Here is a 12,891-nt window from a genome sequence, read left to right as displayed (position 1 = left end):
TCGATCCACCGGCAGCCCCGCATACGACTTTGGTCGGTGGCCGCCGCGCCCGGCCCGCCGCTAGCCTGATCCACATGCAGCAGAAGGTGCCGCGCTGGGTGGTCGCCTCGTCGACCGCGGCCATCGGCGCCCTGATCGCCGTCGCCGTGTTCAGCGGCGCCGCGACCGGCACCACCGACCGGCTCGCCCTCGACATCGCCCTGGCCGTGGCCGCCTGCGCGCTGGTGCCCGTGACCATCCACCGGCCCCTGCCCGGCGGCCTGGCCCTGAGCGCCCTGGCCGCCCTGTCACCGGTGGTCACCCCGGCCGCCACGTTCGCCGCCCTCAACACCGCCCGGCAGCGGCCACTGCGCCAGGCCCTGATCGTCGGCACGGCCGGAGTCGCCGGGCACGCCGTGCTGGGCTGGTGGCGGCCCAACCCGGGGCTGTCGTACCGGTGGTGGCTGCTGCTCACCCTGCTCGCCTACGCGGCCCTGCTCGGCTGGGGCATCTGGGCGCAGGCCCGCGAGGCGCTGTACGACTCGCTGCGTGAACGCGCCGCCCGCGCCGAGGCCGAACAGCACCGCCGCGTCGCCGAGGCCCGCCTCGCCGAGCGCACCCGGATGGCCCGCGAGATGCACGACGTCCTCGCCCACCGCCTGTCGCTGCTGGCCGTGTACGCGGGCGCCCTCGAGTACCGCCCCGACGCCCCGCCCGCGCAGCTCGCGCAGGCCGCCGGGGTGGTCCGCGCCGGTGTGCACCAGGCCCTCACCGAACTGCGCGAGGTCATCACCGTGCTGCGCGAGGACCCCGGCGACGACCCCGACCGGCCCGGCCCCGGCCTCGACGAGGTGCCCCGGCTGGTCACCGAGGCCCGCGACGCCGGGCTGGCCGTCGGCTTCGACGACCGCGTCGGGCTGCCCGCCGACGTCACCGCGGTGACCGGCCGCACCGCCTACCGCATCCTGCAGGAAGCACTGACCAACGCCCGCAAACACGCCGGCGGCCGGCCCGTGCACGTGGTCCTGGCCGGCAGCCCCGGCGGCACCCTCACCGTCGACGTCACCAACCCGCTGCCCGCAGCAGACCCCCGGCCCGCAGCCGGCTCGCTGCCCGGCGCCGGGCTGGGCCTGCTCGGCCTCACCGAACGTGTCACCCTCGCCGGCGGCGACCTGACCCACACCGCCGACCGCGGCGAGTTCCACCTGCACGCGGAGCTGCCGTGGCGGACCTGACCGAGATCCGCGTCGTCATCGTCGACGACGACCCGCTGGTCCGCGCCGGGCTGACCATGATGCTCGACGGCGCCGCCGGGATCACCGTGACCGCCGCCCTGTCCGACGGCGACGAGGTACCGGCCGCCCTCGACAGGCACCACGTCGACGTGATCCTCATGGACATCCGGATGCCCCGGGTCAACGGCATCACCGCCACCCGCCGGGCCCGCCGCCGCGCCCACCCGCCGGAGGTCATCGTGCTGACCACGTTCGACACCGACGAGCACGTGGTCCGCGCCCTGCGCGCCGGCGCCGGCGGTTTCCTGCTCAAGGACACCCCGCCGGACCGCATCGCCGCCGCCGTGCGCGCCGTCGCCGCCGGCGAGCCGATCCTGTCCCCGTCGGTCACCCGCCGCCTCATGCTGCAGGTGGCCTCCGGCGCCGACGCCTACGACCAGGCCCGCGCCGCCCTGGCCACCCTCAGCCCCCGCGAACGCGAGGTCGCCCTGGCGCTCGCGGGCGGCGCCACCAACGCCCAGATCGCCGCCGCCCTGGCCATGAGCGTCGCCACGGTCAAGGCGCACATCACCCACATCCTGACCAAACTCGGCCTGAACAACCGCACCCAGGTCGCCATGCTCGCCCACGACGCCGGCCTGATCTGATCTGACGGGCGGGCGCCGCGTTCACGGCAGCAGCGGCCGCATGAACGTCCGGTCGTAACGCACCACACACCCCGACTCCTCGCGGATCCGGTCGGCCGCCACGAACTCCGGGTCCACCCCGAACCGCGCCCGGTACCGCTCGTACGCCGCCAGGCTCTCGAACGAGAACAGCGCCTCGGCCCGGTCGGACGCGCCCTCGGCCGGCAGGAAATAGCCGTGGTGCACCCCGCCGTGCACGGCCACCAGGCGCATCCATTCCCGGGCGAACCGCTCGAACGCCTCAATCTGCCCCGGGTCGATCGTGTAGTGCAGCACACAGGTGATCACCGTGTGAACCTAGCGCCTGCGCCGCCGGCGGGTGGCTACGCTGGGAGGCGGTCCCGCCCGCCGGCGGCGCCCCGGACGAGTGCGTGTCGTACCCGGCTCTGACAAGACGACCGCCCTTGAGGTGAGTCATGGCCTGGTTCGTTCTCGTCGTCTCCGGCGTCCTGGAAACCGTGTGGGCGATCGCCCTGGACCGCAGTTCCGGTTTCACCCGCCCGCTGCCCACCGCCGTGTTCGCGGTGGCGCTGCTGGCGAGCATGGCCGGTCTCGGATACGCCCTGCGCACCATCCCGGTCGGCACCGGTTACGCCGTCTGGGTCGGCATCGGCGCCGTCGGCACCGCACTGATCGGCATGTTCGCCCTCGGCGAGCCCGCCAGCCTTCCCCGCGTCGTCTGCCTGCTGCTGGTCATCACCGGCATCGTGGGCCTGAAGTACTTCCACTGACCCGCCGCGCGGGCCGGCCGGCGCCGGCAAAGGGCACGCCGGCCCGCGCCGCTGTCATTTCGCCTCGCCCAGCTCCGCCAGCCGCGCCTCGATCTCCGCCAGCTCGGCGCGCAACCGCTGCGCCTGCTGCTCGGCCTCGGCCCGTTCCGCCGCCAGGATCTGCTCCACCGCCTCCTGCACACCCGGCACGTCCACCAGCTGCACCATCCGCAGCGCCTCTGCCGGTTTGATCACATAGGGGCGGGCGAGGGCCTTGGCCCCCTGGTTCGCCGCGACGGTCCACTCACCCTCGCCGTAGGCAAGGGTGACCGTCAGCGTCGGCGCCGGCTTGGTCTTCGCCGGGCGCGCCGCCTTGCGCGGTGCCGTCACGTCGCTCGCCTCCTTGGCCGCTGCCGTTGTCGTGTCATCCTCGCTCCTGCGCTGCGGGGGAGCGGCGGCGGGCCGGGCCGGCACCGGCTTGTCGATCAGGAACTCCGGCCCGGACAGCACCGGGTCCGGTGCCGGCTCCGGCGGGGGCGCCGGTCGGCGCGCGGCCGCGCCCTTGGGTGCGATCCGCAGGTCACCGGGGGAGAAGGGCAGCTCGTCACGGCCGAACTTGACCACCACCCACTCGTCGGACTCCGCCGGGTCGGTCAGCTGCACCACCTGCCCGATCTGCCCGGCGATCTGCCCCGCGGCCTCGGTGAACTGCACCCGCGGCTTGCGCCCGGCCCCGAGCTGGTCGCGGATCTGCTGCAACTCCTGCGTGGTCAGCCCCCGGGCGTCCACGTCTGCCGCCGTCATCCCCACCACACCTTCGTACGTCTGTATGAGAGCCCCTTTTCTACCAGCACCCACCGACAGAAACCGGCAACCGGGCCGCGACGATCTTCAGAACGGCGAGCGGGCGGTCACGCAGTACTCCCGGCCGGCCGGGTCCCGCAGCGTCGTCCAGTCACCCGGCACCCGCCGCACCACCGTCGCACCCAGACCGAGGTGCCGCCGCACCTCGGCGTCCACGTCGTCGCAGGCCAGATCCAGGTGCACCCCGGCGGAAGCCGACCCGACACGCTGCAGCAGCAGCCGCAACGGCATCCGCGCCGACGCCTGCAGGAACGAGAACTCCGGCAGGTCCGACGCCTTGCGCTCCCAGCCGGTGACCGCCGCCCAGAACATGACCTCCCGCGGGTACGCCGGCGCCGGGATGTCCAGCGCGAGCTGATCGACCAGGCTGGACTGCGGGCCCTCCCACCGCACCGCCCGCGGCAGCTCCCGTTCGCCGTGCCACGGCACCAGGCAGAACACGATCCCGGCGGGGGAGCGCAGCACCGCCAGATCCTCCTCGGAGTGTGTCAGCGCCGCACCCAGCCCGGTGACCACCCGCGCGGCCGCCGCCACGTCGTCGACGTGCAGATCCAGATGCGCCCGCGCCGGCGGATCACCCACCACCTGCACCCGCAGGAACGCGTCGCCGGCGGCCGGCACCAGCGTCGCGAACCGGCCGTCCGGCCCGCGCCGCGCCGACAGGCTCGTGCCGGTCACCGCCAGCCAGAACGGCTCGGCGTCACGCGACGGCGTGTCCAGGAACCCGGTCACCCACCGCACGATCACGCCGGCACCCGCCCGGTCCGCAACGCGAACGCCACATCCGCGCGCCCGAACCGCTCCGCCGGTTCCGCGGCCCGCTCCCAGTCGTACGCCACCCGCCGCTGCGCCACCTCCCACCGCCCCGACGCGTCGTCGGCCACCGCGTACCGGGCGTGCGGGCTGCCCGCCTCCACCCGGTGCGGGTACGGCTCGTCGTCGGTGTAGGCCGGCCAGCCCACACTGCCCGGGTTCACCACCAGCGCACCCGAGGGCAGCCGCAGCGACGCCGGCAGGTGGGTGTGCCCGCACAGCAGCAACGAGTAGCCGGACACGTCACCGAGGCGCTGCTGCACCTCGGCGACGGTCGCCTCGCGTACCCCTTGGGGGGTGACCGTGTGCAGCAGATGGCACACATCGTCGGTCGGGGTGCCGTGGAACGCCAGCACACCCGGCGCCGGCGACAACGTCATCGGCAGCGACGCCATCCACCGCAGATGCGCGCCCGTGAGCGCCTGCTTGGTGAGGCGGTCGGCCATCCCGATGCGCTCCGGCCCGTACGTCAGCACCTGCCGCTCATGATTGCCCCGCACCGTCGCCAGCCCCGCCGCGATCAGCAGATCCGCCGTGGCCGCCGGCAGCACGTACCCGGACAGCAGATCACCCAGATTGACCGTCAGATCGGCGCCCTCGGCGGCGATCGCCGCCAGCACCGCCTCCAGGGCCGGAAGATTGCCGTGCACATCGGAGATCACCGCGATTCGCATCCGGCCATCCTGTCAGGGGCGGGCCGCCGATCACGACACCGCCGTCGCCTCCAGCTCCACCATCAAACCGGGCACCGCCAGCCGGGTCACCCCGAGCATCGTGGCGGGCGGCGCCACCCCCGCCGCACCCAGCCGCGCCGCGAGGACCCCGTAGTGCGCCAGCAACGCGTCCACGTCGACGGTGTACACGCTCAGCCGTACCAAATCGGCCAGTGACATGCCCGCCCCGGCCAGCACCGCCTCCAGATTGTCCAGGCTCAGCGCCAGCTGAGCACCCATGTCACCCTCGTGACACGGCCTGCCCGCGGCGTCCGTCGCCGTCTGCCCCGCACAGAACAGGGTCCGGGTGTGCCCCCGGACCACCTCACCCTGATGAAACCCGAGCCCCGCCGACCAGGCCCACGGGTTGACCGGCGTTCGCTGCACCGTCACATCGACTCCCTTTTCCGTCACCGAACTGCTGTGCGGGGGAGCCTGCCGCAGAATCACGACACCCACTGTCACGTATTCCGATAGAATTCCGCCGATGCGCGCCGACCGCCTCGTCTCGCTCGTGCTTCTGCTGCGCCGGCACGGCCGGCTCACCGCGGACACCCTCGCCCGCGAGCTGGAGGTGTCCACCCGCACCGTGCTGCGCGACATCGAGGCACTGTCGGCCGCCGGTGTCCCCGTCTACGCCGAACGCGGCCGCCACGGCGGATTCACGCTCGCGCCGGGCTTCCGCACCGAACTGACCGGGCTCAACCACGACGAGGCCCTCGCCCTGGTGACCACCGGCGGCAGCCGGCACTTCGGCCTCGGCCCGGCCCTCGCCTCCGCACTGCGCAAAGTCGCCGACACCCTGCCCCAGGCCGGCGACGCCGCCCGGCGGCTGCTCGTCGAACCACCCACCGACCTGCTGTCACGCCGCACCACCGGCGAACAGCTCACCACCACCACCATCACCCGGGTCCGCCACGCCGTGCTGGCCGGCCGGCGGCTGCGCATCCACTACGCCGCCACCGGCCAGCCGCCACGATGGCGCACCGTCGACCCGATCGGCCTGGTCACCGTCCGCGACAAGAGCTACCTGCTGGCCACCCGCGCCGGCGCCGACCGCACCTACCGCCTCGCGCGCATCCACGACGCCGAACAACTCGACGAACCCGCCCAGCGGCCCGCCAGCGTCGACCTCGACCGCATGTGGCGCGAACGCTGCGCCCGGTTCCTCGCCGACGGGCACCTCACCGTCCGGCTCACCGTCACCCCGGCCCGCCGCGAACAGCTGCTCAGCACCGCCGTGGCCGTCCGCGCCGAACAACCCGGCACCGGCGGCCGGCTGCACCTGGAGGTCACCTTCCAGGACCTGTGGCACGCCGAATGGGCCCTGTGGCAACTCGGCGCCGACGCCGAAGCGCTCACCCCACCGGAACTGCGCGCCGCCCTGCACCGGCGGGCCACCGCCATCGCCGCCCGCTACGAACCGTCATGACGTCAGCACCAGCACCGCCTGCACCGTCGCGTACGCCCGCCACTCCAGCGCCGCCGCCGCACTGTACGACGGAAACGTCACCACCCACCCACCGTCCGCCTGCTGCTGCCCGGCCAGGCGCTCCAGATCCGCCGCCACCGCCTCCTTCGTGAACAGCTCCCGCGACGGCGCACCCGCCGACGGCGTGAAATCCAGCGGGAACAGCACCTCACCTTCGGAACCCTCCACCGGCGTCGGCCCGTCCGTGCGCACATAACCGGTGTAGCGCTCGAGCAACCGCCGCGCCCGCGCCGACGACACCGCCGCCGCGTCCAGGAACTTCACCGAGAACAGCAACTCATACGCCGACGGCGCCGCCGGCAGCGCCTCCAGAGTCCGCAGACAGTACTCCGACGCCGCCACCAGCCACGGATGCCCCACCAGGTCCAGCCGCAGCGCATGCGCCACCAGCTGCGAGGTCATCTGCAACGACGACACGCGCGGATCAGCACCGGCCCAATGCGGCGCACTGCCACCGGCGTCGGCGAACGGCAACGCGAACGGCACCCCGCCGTCACCGAGCGACCGCCCGCCGAGCCAGTCACACAGCGCCGCCGCCCGCCCGGCGTCACCCACCTCCGCGAACACCTCCAGGGCGTGCATCGCCGCCACCGGCTGACTCGAACGCGACCGCAGATCAGGCTCCAGGCCCCACCCGAACCCACCGTCACCGTTGCGATAGGCCTCCACCGCCGCCACCACACCGGCAGCCGGCTCCGCACCCAGCAGGAACCCCAGCCGCCGCCGATCGAGAACCCTGCCGTGAGCCGCCACGAACGACACCGCACCATCGAGATCGAAGGTCATGGGCCGATTCAAACCCCATATTCGGTACGAGACAACGACCAGCCCCCGTGGCTACCCCGCGACGCAGGGTGCGACACCGGGCCGCAGGGCGACTCTCGCGCCCAGGCGGCACTCACCGCTCACCCCGCCACCGCCTGCTCGTACCTCAGCAAAGTGTCGACCACCATCCGCTGCTGCTCGGCACTCAGCGGCGCAAGGGCCTGCTGCCAGGCCCGCGCACCGGGGGAGAGCCACTGCGAGATCGCCGGCCGCGATGCCGCGCTGATGTCCACGATGCGCCGCCGCCGGTCATTGTCGTCCGCACGCCGCACCAGCACACCCTTACGCGTCAGGTCACTGATCAGCAGGCTCACCGTCGTCGGCGCCACACCCAGCCTGCCGGCCAGCTCCGACACGGTCACCGGCCCGTCGAGCAGCAACAGCGACAGCAGCGACAGATGCCGCGGCGCCAGGTCGAACCCGCGCAGCTGCTCCGGCACCGGGATCTTCTTGACCCGGCCGACCAGGCGCGGCATGACGAGCAGCAGGTCCCGTACGGCCGCATCCGTTGACACCGCACCACCCCCGAATTAGCTTCGAACACAAAGCCTTTGTAGTCAAAGGCGTCCCGGAGGAGATCCTAATGCCGCACCTCACCGTCCACGCCGCCGAGACCGACCTCACCGGCCACGAGGACGCCCTCATCACCGCCCTCACCGACGCCGTCACCACCGTCTACGGCGACTGGGCCCGCCCCATCGCCGTCGTCCGCCTCGTCGGCGTACCCACCGGCCGCTGGGGCATCGGGGGAGAGGCAACCACCAACCCCGCACCCACCGTCGCCTTCGGCATCAAAGCCCAGGCCCTCGAACACCCCGACATCCTCAAACGACTCGCCGGGGGAGTCACCGACGCCATCGGCGGCATCCTCGGCCACCACGACCAGATCACCGTCGACTTCATCCCCACCCAGCCCGGCACCACAGCCGTCGGCGGCACCCTCACCGACTGACCCCCGCCCCTCACCGGCTGATCAACTCGGCGTCCTCGAACACCAGGGGAGCCCACGACGGCGCGCCCCCCGTGCCATGCCGCGGATCCACCCCCACGAACCGCCCCGACGACAACCGCGTGAACGTGTGCCGCGCCTCCCAATCCACCGACGCCCGCAACCGGATCCGCTCCTCACACATCCACGTCCCGTGCCGATAACTCACGATCGTCGAATGCCCGTGAATCTGCGAGAACGGCATCGGCCGACCCGAGAACAACCACGACGGATACACCGACTGCGCCGCCTCCGCCCACAACGGACCCTCCCACGACCACAACAACTCCTCCGGCCGCGTATTCAGCAGATCCGCCGCCGTCCCCGCCGTCACCGGAGCACCCAGCTCCTCCCACGCCGGCACCGCCAACCCCGCATGAGTCAACAGGAACTCCTCACCCTCGGCCGTCCGGATCGCCGCCGCCACCCGCAGACACTCCGTCAACCACCACCGCCGCAACAGCTCCGCCTCCGCCCGCCCCAGCGGCACCGGCCAGAACGGCTCCCCACCCACATACGGCGACTCATGATTACCGAGCAGCTGCACCCACCGCCGCGGATCAGACTCCAGCCGCTCCCGCACGAAAGCCAGCACCCCCACGGTGTCCGGCCCACGATCAACCAGATCACCCACCTGCACCACGACCGAACCCGGATCATCGACGAACGGCCGCAACCGCTCCAGCTCAGCCGAACAACCCCCGACATCCCCGACAACCACGATCCGAGCCACCAGCAACCTCCGTACCCCGCTTCAGCCGGCCCTCGCCTCAGCAGGCCCCGCTTCAGCTGGCCCCCGGGCCCGCGCCGGGCTCCCGATGCAGCCACCCCAGCAGATCCGCCGGCGCCAGCTCAGCAGCCCGCTCGTAATAGCGGCCCAGCTCCGCCCCGCTCAGCACCTCACGCCCCGCACCCGAACGCCCCTGCCGGAAAAACGCCCGCCGATCCTTCAGCACACCCCGCGCATCCGGCACCAGCACACCCGCCCGCCGCCGCATCGAAGCGAACGACGCAGCCTCCACCAACTCCGGCCACCGCCGCTCAGCAACCTCCACACCCAGCCACGCCGCGACCCGCCGCATCTCCCCACCCAGATCAGCAAGAAGATCGTCATAGCGCACCAGCAACACGTTCGGCGCATCCCGGCGCCGCCACGCATCACCCAGATGCCACAGCACACCCGGCAGCGAATCCATCTCCACCCGCGGATCAACATCCCGCTCGAACCACCGCACCAGCCACGACCCCAACGGCAACCGCGCACCCGCACCCGACGCCACCACCGGCCCACCGGTCAGCTCCCGCAACCGCTCCCGGTCGATGTTGTCACCCTGGTGATACAACGACACCGCCATGTCCAGGGGATGCCGCGCCACCACGACGTAGAACACCCCCGGAACCACCGGCACCCCGTCCAACGGCGTATGCGTCTTGACGAACCGCCGATGCTCCTGCGCGGCCAGCCGCTCGAACACCTCCCGCTCGTCAGCGGTCAGCCAGTCCAGCCAGGGGGAGAGGTCCGCCAGAGCCCCCGGCAACTCCGCCGACCCGAACACCAGGAGCGCGCAGATCATCTGCATCCACGTCGTGCCGCTCTTCGACCGCGTACTGATCACCACATCACCCGGGCGGAACACGAACCGCAGCCACCGGCCGCTGTCCTCCTCGTCCGACACATAACGCACAGGGACCGGCATCCGCGTCAACTCCCCGCCAGCGACAACCGACCAGGAACCAGCACCTCGGCATAGAAACCGAAACAAGCCGCCGCACCCATACCCGCGATCGTCACCCGATGATCCCGGGCCAACACCCCCAGCAACCAACGGTCCACACCATCACCGCTGTCGCCCAGACCAGGAACAACACACCGGGGAGTGGGCACCAGAACCCGAAACACCACCGAATCCAGCTTCACCTCGGCCCCCGGCTCCGGATCCCGCTCCGCCTCCAGCACCACATTCGGCCGAAACCGGGCCACCGGCACCGCCCGCCGCCCCAGCCCGCGCGCCAACCTCTCCAGCGCCCCCGTGGTAACCACATGAACCGCCCCGAAGTCGACAAACCGCTCCCGGCTCGTGAAGTCAGTCACGGCTTCCTGCCCCGGCGCCAGCCCACCCATCCACTCCGGAACCATCCCCGGCTCCTCCGGAAGCAACCGGTGCAGCCGCGCCCCGTCCGGCACCACCCGGCTCAGCCGAACACCACGGCCGAGAAACCCACCCAGCACCTCGTCCGCCTCGGGAGTACCCGCAACGACCACACGGCCACCGGCCACCCCGAGCCGCACCTCACCGCCCACCGTCTCCGCCGAGACCTCCAGCAGCCGCCCCCACCGCCCAGGATGCTTCGGGCTCCCCACAGTCCCGTCCTGAGCATCGATACACGCCCAGACCCGATCCCCCCGAAACCCACCAGCCTCCACATCGACCTCGCCCAGGCTCTCACCCCGGCCGCCTTTGAGCGGATACCGAAACAAACCGACAACCCTGTACATCCCGCCATCATCGCCGGTAACCGTCAGGTGAGCGGACCCGTCGCACCGCCCACCGCCTCACGCCTGCGTCCCGGTCGCGTCCCGGTCGCGTCCACAAAGCCAGCCAATCCGTATAGCGCTCGAGAGGTTCACCGAGACCGGCGTAGAACCGCACCAGAACCCGCGACCCCGCCCAGCGATGTCAGATCCTCGGCTTCGCGAGGCCCTGATCCATCTCAGGCGAGCCGCCGACCACTTTCGCCGCCCCATCTCAGATCTCGAGCGTCCAAACCGCCCCGAAGCGGCCGCAACGCCCAAGGTCCGCACGGGCGCGGCACAGACCGCCGGACCTTAAGCGCCCAAGCCACCCCCCAAGCCCAACGTCTGCACGGCTGCAGGCCAAATCCCCGACGAAGCAGATCCCTGATGATCGAGCCGCCCCGATCGCGCTGATTCATCCCGCCTCCGCAGGGGAGAGCGCCCGCACGCACATCTCACCGGTCGCCACGCCGCCGTCCACAGTTCCCACTTGTCCACAGCCCGCCCCGCAAAGATCGCCACTTCCGACGAAGCTTCCTCCTGGGCTTGGTCCCCCTGGGAGGGCGGGGTTTGTGGGTTGGGCCGGCCGGGCCCCCTCCTCCAGGCGATATTTTCTGGGTCGATAATGCACATTATGTCAACTAGCTTCTGGGAGGAGCCCCGTGAGAGTGGTTCTGCACCAAGCGCCCTGCGCGAGATCGGTGTCGCATGCTTCCCTGCGCCGCGGTGGCCAGTCTTCGTGGCGGTTGGCTGCTCGGGCGGGTCCACGACGGGCTCAACGCGGGGTCGAACGGCGGGCTTGAGAGGTTCAACGGCGGGCTGGGAGTAAGCCGCTTCCGGCCGGCTGGCGCTGAGGCCGGCAATGGCGGTGCTGCAGTCCACCTCAGTGCCAGCCAGCGGCCGTGGCTGGCACTGAGTCAACGAGCCGGGCGGTCTGAACCTGTCTCGTTGCCAGCCGGTCTGCGGGAGGCTCCTCCGTCGGCTGGATGCACGCGACCAGGACAAAACGGTGTAAATGCTGCATAATACACCTTATGCATGACACTGCATTGGCGGGGCTGGTTGAGGAGTTCCTGGCGGCGCGGGCTACGCGGAAACCTTCGGTGCATACGCTGTCGGCGTACCGTCGGGATCTGGTGCTGGTGTTGCGGGGTGTGGAGCCCGCGCCGGTGACGGTGAGTGACCTCTCCCCTCGTGTGTTGCGGTCGGCGTTTGCCCGGTTTGCGGCGGAGCGTGCGCCTGCCTCTGTCTCGCGGGCCTGGTCGTCGTGGAATGCGTTCTTCACTTTCCTGGTCACCGAGGGTGTGGTGGCGGGTAATCCGATGCCGGCGGTGGCCAAGCCCCGGCAGGTGGCCCTCTCCCCCAAGCCGTTGCGGGGTGAGGACACGCCGGAGGTGTTGTTACGCACAGTGAGCACTGCGGATGAGCGGCAGCGGGATCCGTGGCCGGAGCGGGATGTGCTGGTGCTGGCGCTGGCGTTGTGTGCGGGGTTGCGGCTCTCGGAGATGTTGGCCCTGCGGGTGGGGTCGGTCGGTGGGCGTGACGGGGAGCGGCGGGTGGAGGTGGCCGGTAAGGGTGGGCGGCCGCGGACGGTGCCGATCGATGCGGGGCTGGATGCGGCGGTGGGGCGTTATCTGGAGTCGCGGCGGGGGCGGTTCGGGCGGGTGCAGGTGGCTGCTCCCCTGCTGGTGGATCGGCGGGGTGAGCCGTTGCAGCGTGGGGGTCTGCAGTATCTGGTGCGGTCGTGTTACCGGCGGGCGGGTATCGGTGACCGGGTGCCGCGGGGTGCGCAGTTGCATGCGTTGCGGCATACGTTTGCGACGCGGCTGGCGGAGGACGGGGCGAACGCGTCGGAGATCATGCGGTTGCTGGGGCATGCGTCGTTGTCGACGTCGCAGTCGTACATCGAGGTTACGGCGGAGCAGCAGCGGGCGGCGGTGCGGGCCAACCGGACGAATCGGGTTCTGCGGGAACTGGGCGGTGGCGGGTGAAGCCGGTGCGCGGGGCTGAGCCTGCGGTGCGGGGGAGTCTACTGATGGCGGGTGGGTGCGCTACTTAGGTCGGTGGTGGT

The 12,891-nt window shown here is 71.6% G+C and carries 16 protein-coding genes and 1 riboswitch; of the genes, 6 read left to right on the top strand and 10 right to left on the bottom strand.

Annotated features, from left to right (window positions below):
- Positions 1-74 precede the first annotated feature (74 nt).
- Both AB0M02_RS21975 and AB0M02_RS21970 read left to right on the top strand, forming a co-directional pair.
- Complete coding sequence (locus AB0M02_RS21975) at positions 75-1,214, top strand: histidine kinase (RefSeq protein ID WP_364229434.1); 1,140 nt, start codon at positions 75-77, stop codon at positions 1,212-1,214.
- Complete coding sequence (locus tag AB0M02_RS21970; RefSeq protein ID WP_364229432.1) at positions 1,202-1,861, top strand: response regulator transcription factor; 660 nt, start codon at positions 1,202-1,204, stop codon at positions 1,859-1,861. The genes AB0M02_RS21975 and AB0M02_RS21970 overlap by 13 nt, the downstream gene beginning before the upstream one ends.
- A 21-nt stretch (positions 1,862-1,882) precedes the next feature.
- Here AB0M02_RS21970 and AB0M02_RS21965 read toward each other — a convergent pair whose 3' ends face one another.
- Complete coding sequence (locus AB0M02_RS21965; RefSeq protein ID WP_364229431.1) at positions 1,883-2,188, bottom strand: NIPSNAP family protein; 306 nt, start codon at positions 2,186-2,188, stop codon at positions 1,883-1,885.
- Positions 2,189-2,236: 48 nt separating this feature from the next.
- Positions 2,237-2,305, top strand: a riboswitch (guanidine-III (ykkC-III) riboswitch).
- A gap of 11 nt (positions 2,306-2,316) precedes the next feature.
- Here AB0M02_RS21965 and AB0M02_RS21960 point away from each other — a divergent pair.
- Positions 2,317-2,631 (top strand): multidrug efflux SMR transporter, encoded by a 315-nt coding sequence (locus AB0M02_RS21960; RefSeq protein WP_364229429.1) that lies wholly within the window; start codon positions 2,317-2,319, stop codon positions 2,629-2,631.
- A gap of 54 nt (positions 2,632-2,685) precedes the next feature.
- Here the strand turns inward: AB0M02_RS21960 and AB0M02_RS21955 are convergent, their stop codons facing one another.
- The 4 genes from AB0M02_RS21955 to AB0M02_RS21940 all read right to left on the bottom strand — a co-directional run bounded on the left by AB0M02_RS21955 (position 2,686) and on the right by AB0M02_RS21940 (position 5,393).
- On the bottom strand, positions 2,686-3,414 hold the full coding sequence (locus tag AB0M02_RS21955) for a hypothetical protein (RefSeq protein WP_364229428.1): 729 nt from the start codon (positions 3,412-3,414) through the stop codon (positions 2,686-2,688).
- 87 nt (positions 3,415-3,501) lie between these two features.
- Positions 3,502-4,221: a VOC family protein gene (locus tag AB0M02_RS21950; protein ID WP_364229426.1), complete on the bottom strand. Its 720-nt coding sequence runs from the start codon at positions 4,219-4,221 to the stop codon at positions 3,502-3,504.
- Entirely contained in the window at positions 4,218-4,961 is a 744-nt protein-coding gene (locus AB0M02_RS21945; protein ID WP_364229424.1) for a metallophosphoesterase family protein, read from the bottom strand. The genes AB0M02_RS21950 and AB0M02_RS21945 overlap by 4 nt, the downstream gene beginning before the upstream one ends.
- A 30-nt stretch (positions 4,962-4,991) precedes the next feature.
- Positions 4,992-5,393 (bottom strand): RidA family protein, encoded by a 402-nt coding sequence (locus tag AB0M02_RS21940; protein ID WP_364229422.1) that lies wholly within the window; start codon positions 5,391-5,393, stop codon positions 4,992-4,994.
- A gap of 94 nt (positions 5,394-5,487) precedes the next feature.
- Between AB0M02_RS21940 and AB0M02_RS21935 the strand changes: the two genes are divergently transcribed.
- Positions 5,488-6,432: a WYL domain-containing protein gene (locus AB0M02_RS21935; protein WP_364229420.1), complete on the top strand. Its 945-nt coding sequence runs from the start codon at positions 5,488-5,490 to the stop codon at positions 6,430-6,432.
- Here the strand turns inward: AB0M02_RS21935 and AB0M02_RS21930 are convergent.
- Together AB0M02_RS21930 and AB0M02_RS21925 are read right to left on the bottom strand one after the other, a co-directional pair.
- Positions 6,427-7,278 (bottom strand): hypothetical protein, encoded by an 852-nt coding sequence (locus AB0M02_RS21930; protein WP_364229418.1) that lies wholly within the window; start codon positions 7,276-7,278, stop codon positions 6,427-6,429. The two genes, AB0M02_RS21935 and AB0M02_RS21930, sit on opposite strands and share 6 nt — an antisense overlap.
- A gap of 119 nt (positions 7,279-7,397) precedes the next feature.
- Entirely contained in the window at positions 7,398-7,832 is a 435-nt protein-coding gene (locus tag AB0M02_RS21925; protein ID WP_364229416.1) for a MarR family winged helix-turn-helix transcriptional regulator, read from the bottom strand.
- Positions 7,833-7,900: 68 nt separating this feature from the next.
- On the opposite strand from AB0M02_RS21925, the gene AB0M02_RS21920 reads away from it, so the two are divergent.
- A complete protein-coding gene (locus AB0M02_RS21920) occupies positions 7,901-8,269 on the top strand; it encodes a hypothetical protein (protein WP_364229414.1) in 369 nt (122 codons plus the stop codon).
- A gap of 10 nt (positions 8,270-8,279) precedes the next feature.
- Here AB0M02_RS21920 and AB0M02_RS21915 read toward each other — a convergent pair whose 3' ends face one another.
- From AB0M02_RS21915 to AB0M02_RS21905, 3 genes are read right to left on the bottom strand one after another with little or no spacing between them, the layout of a single operon-like run.
- Complete coding sequence (locus AB0M02_RS21915) at positions 8,280-9,038, bottom strand: metallophosphoesterase (RefSeq protein WP_364229412.1); 759 nt, start codon at positions 9,036-9,038, stop codon at positions 8,280-8,282.
- A 52-nt stretch (positions 9,039-9,090) separates the two neighbouring features.
- Positions 9,091-10,002 (bottom strand): sulfotransferase domain-containing protein, encoded by a 912-nt coding sequence (locus tag AB0M02_RS21910; RefSeq protein WP_364229410.1) that lies wholly within the window; start codon positions 10,000-10,002, stop codon positions 9,091-9,093.
- Between the two features lie 5 nt (positions 10,003-10,007).
- A complete protein-coding gene (locus tag AB0M02_RS21905) occupies positions 10,008-10,802 on the bottom strand; it encodes an MOSC N-terminal beta barrel domain-containing protein (RefSeq protein WP_364229408.1) in 795 nt (264 codons plus the stop codon).
- Between the two features lie 1,052 nt (positions 10,803-11,854).
- Here AB0M02_RS21905 and AB0M02_RS21900 point away from each other — a divergent pair.
- Complete coding sequence (locus tag AB0M02_RS21900) at positions 11,855-12,811, top strand: tyrosine-type recombinase/integrase (RefSeq protein WP_364229406.1); 957 nt, start codon at positions 11,855-11,857, stop codon at positions 12,809-12,811.
- Positions 12,812-12,891 lie beyond the last annotated feature (80 nt).

Origin of the sequence: Actinoplanes sp. NPDC051861 (assembly GCF_040681145.1) — a bacterium.
GTDB lineage: Bacteria > Actinomycetota > Actinomycetes > Mycobacteriales > Micromonosporaceae > Actinoplanes.
This window is presented reverse-complemented; position numbering and strand designations above follow the sequence as displayed.

Excerpts from the sequence above, each read along its gene's own strand:
- AB0M02_RS21975 (WP_364229434.1), top strand. The coding sequence starts at position 75 with ATGCAGCAGAAGGTGCCGCGCTGGGTGGTCGCCTCGTCGACCGCGGCC.
- AB0M02_RS21960 (WP_364229429.1), top strand. The coding sequence starts at position 2,317 with ATGGCCTGGTTCGTTCTCGTCGTCTCCGGCGTCCTGGAAACCGTGTGG.
- AB0M02_RS21955 (WP_364229428.1), bottom strand. The coding sequence starts at position 3,414 with ATGACGGCGGCAGACGTGGACGCCCGGGGGCTGACCACGCAGGAGTTG.
- AB0M02_RS21945 (WP_364229424.1), bottom strand. The coding sequence starts at position 4,961 with ATGCGAATCGCGGTGATCTCCGATGTGCACGGCAATCTTCCGGCCCTG.
- AB0M02_RS21935 (WP_364229420.1), top strand. The coding sequence starts at position 5,488 with ATGCGCGCCGACCGCCTCGTCTCGCTCGTGCTTCTGCTGCGCCGGCAC.
- AB0M02_RS21930 (WP_364229418.1), bottom strand. The coding sequence starts at position 7,278 with ATGACCTTCGATCTCGATGGTGCGGTGTCGTTCGTGGCGGCTCACGGC.
- AB0M02_RS21920 (WP_364229414.1), top strand. The coding sequence starts at position 7,901 with ATGCCGCACCTCACCGTCCACGCCGCCGAGACCGACCTCACCGGCCAC.
- AB0M02_RS21910 (WP_364229410.1), bottom strand. The coding sequence starts at position 10,002 with ATGCCGGTCCCTGTGCGTTATGTGTCGGACGAGGAGGACAGCGGCCGG.
- AB0M02_RS21905 (WP_364229408.1), bottom strand. The coding sequence starts at position 10,802 with ATGTACAGGGTTGTCGGTTTGTTTCGGTATCCGCTCAAAGGCGGCCGG.
- AB0M02_RS21900 (WP_364229406.1), top strand. The coding sequence starts at position 11,855 with ATGCATGACACTGCATTGGCGGGGCTGGTTGAGGAGTTCCTGGCGGCG.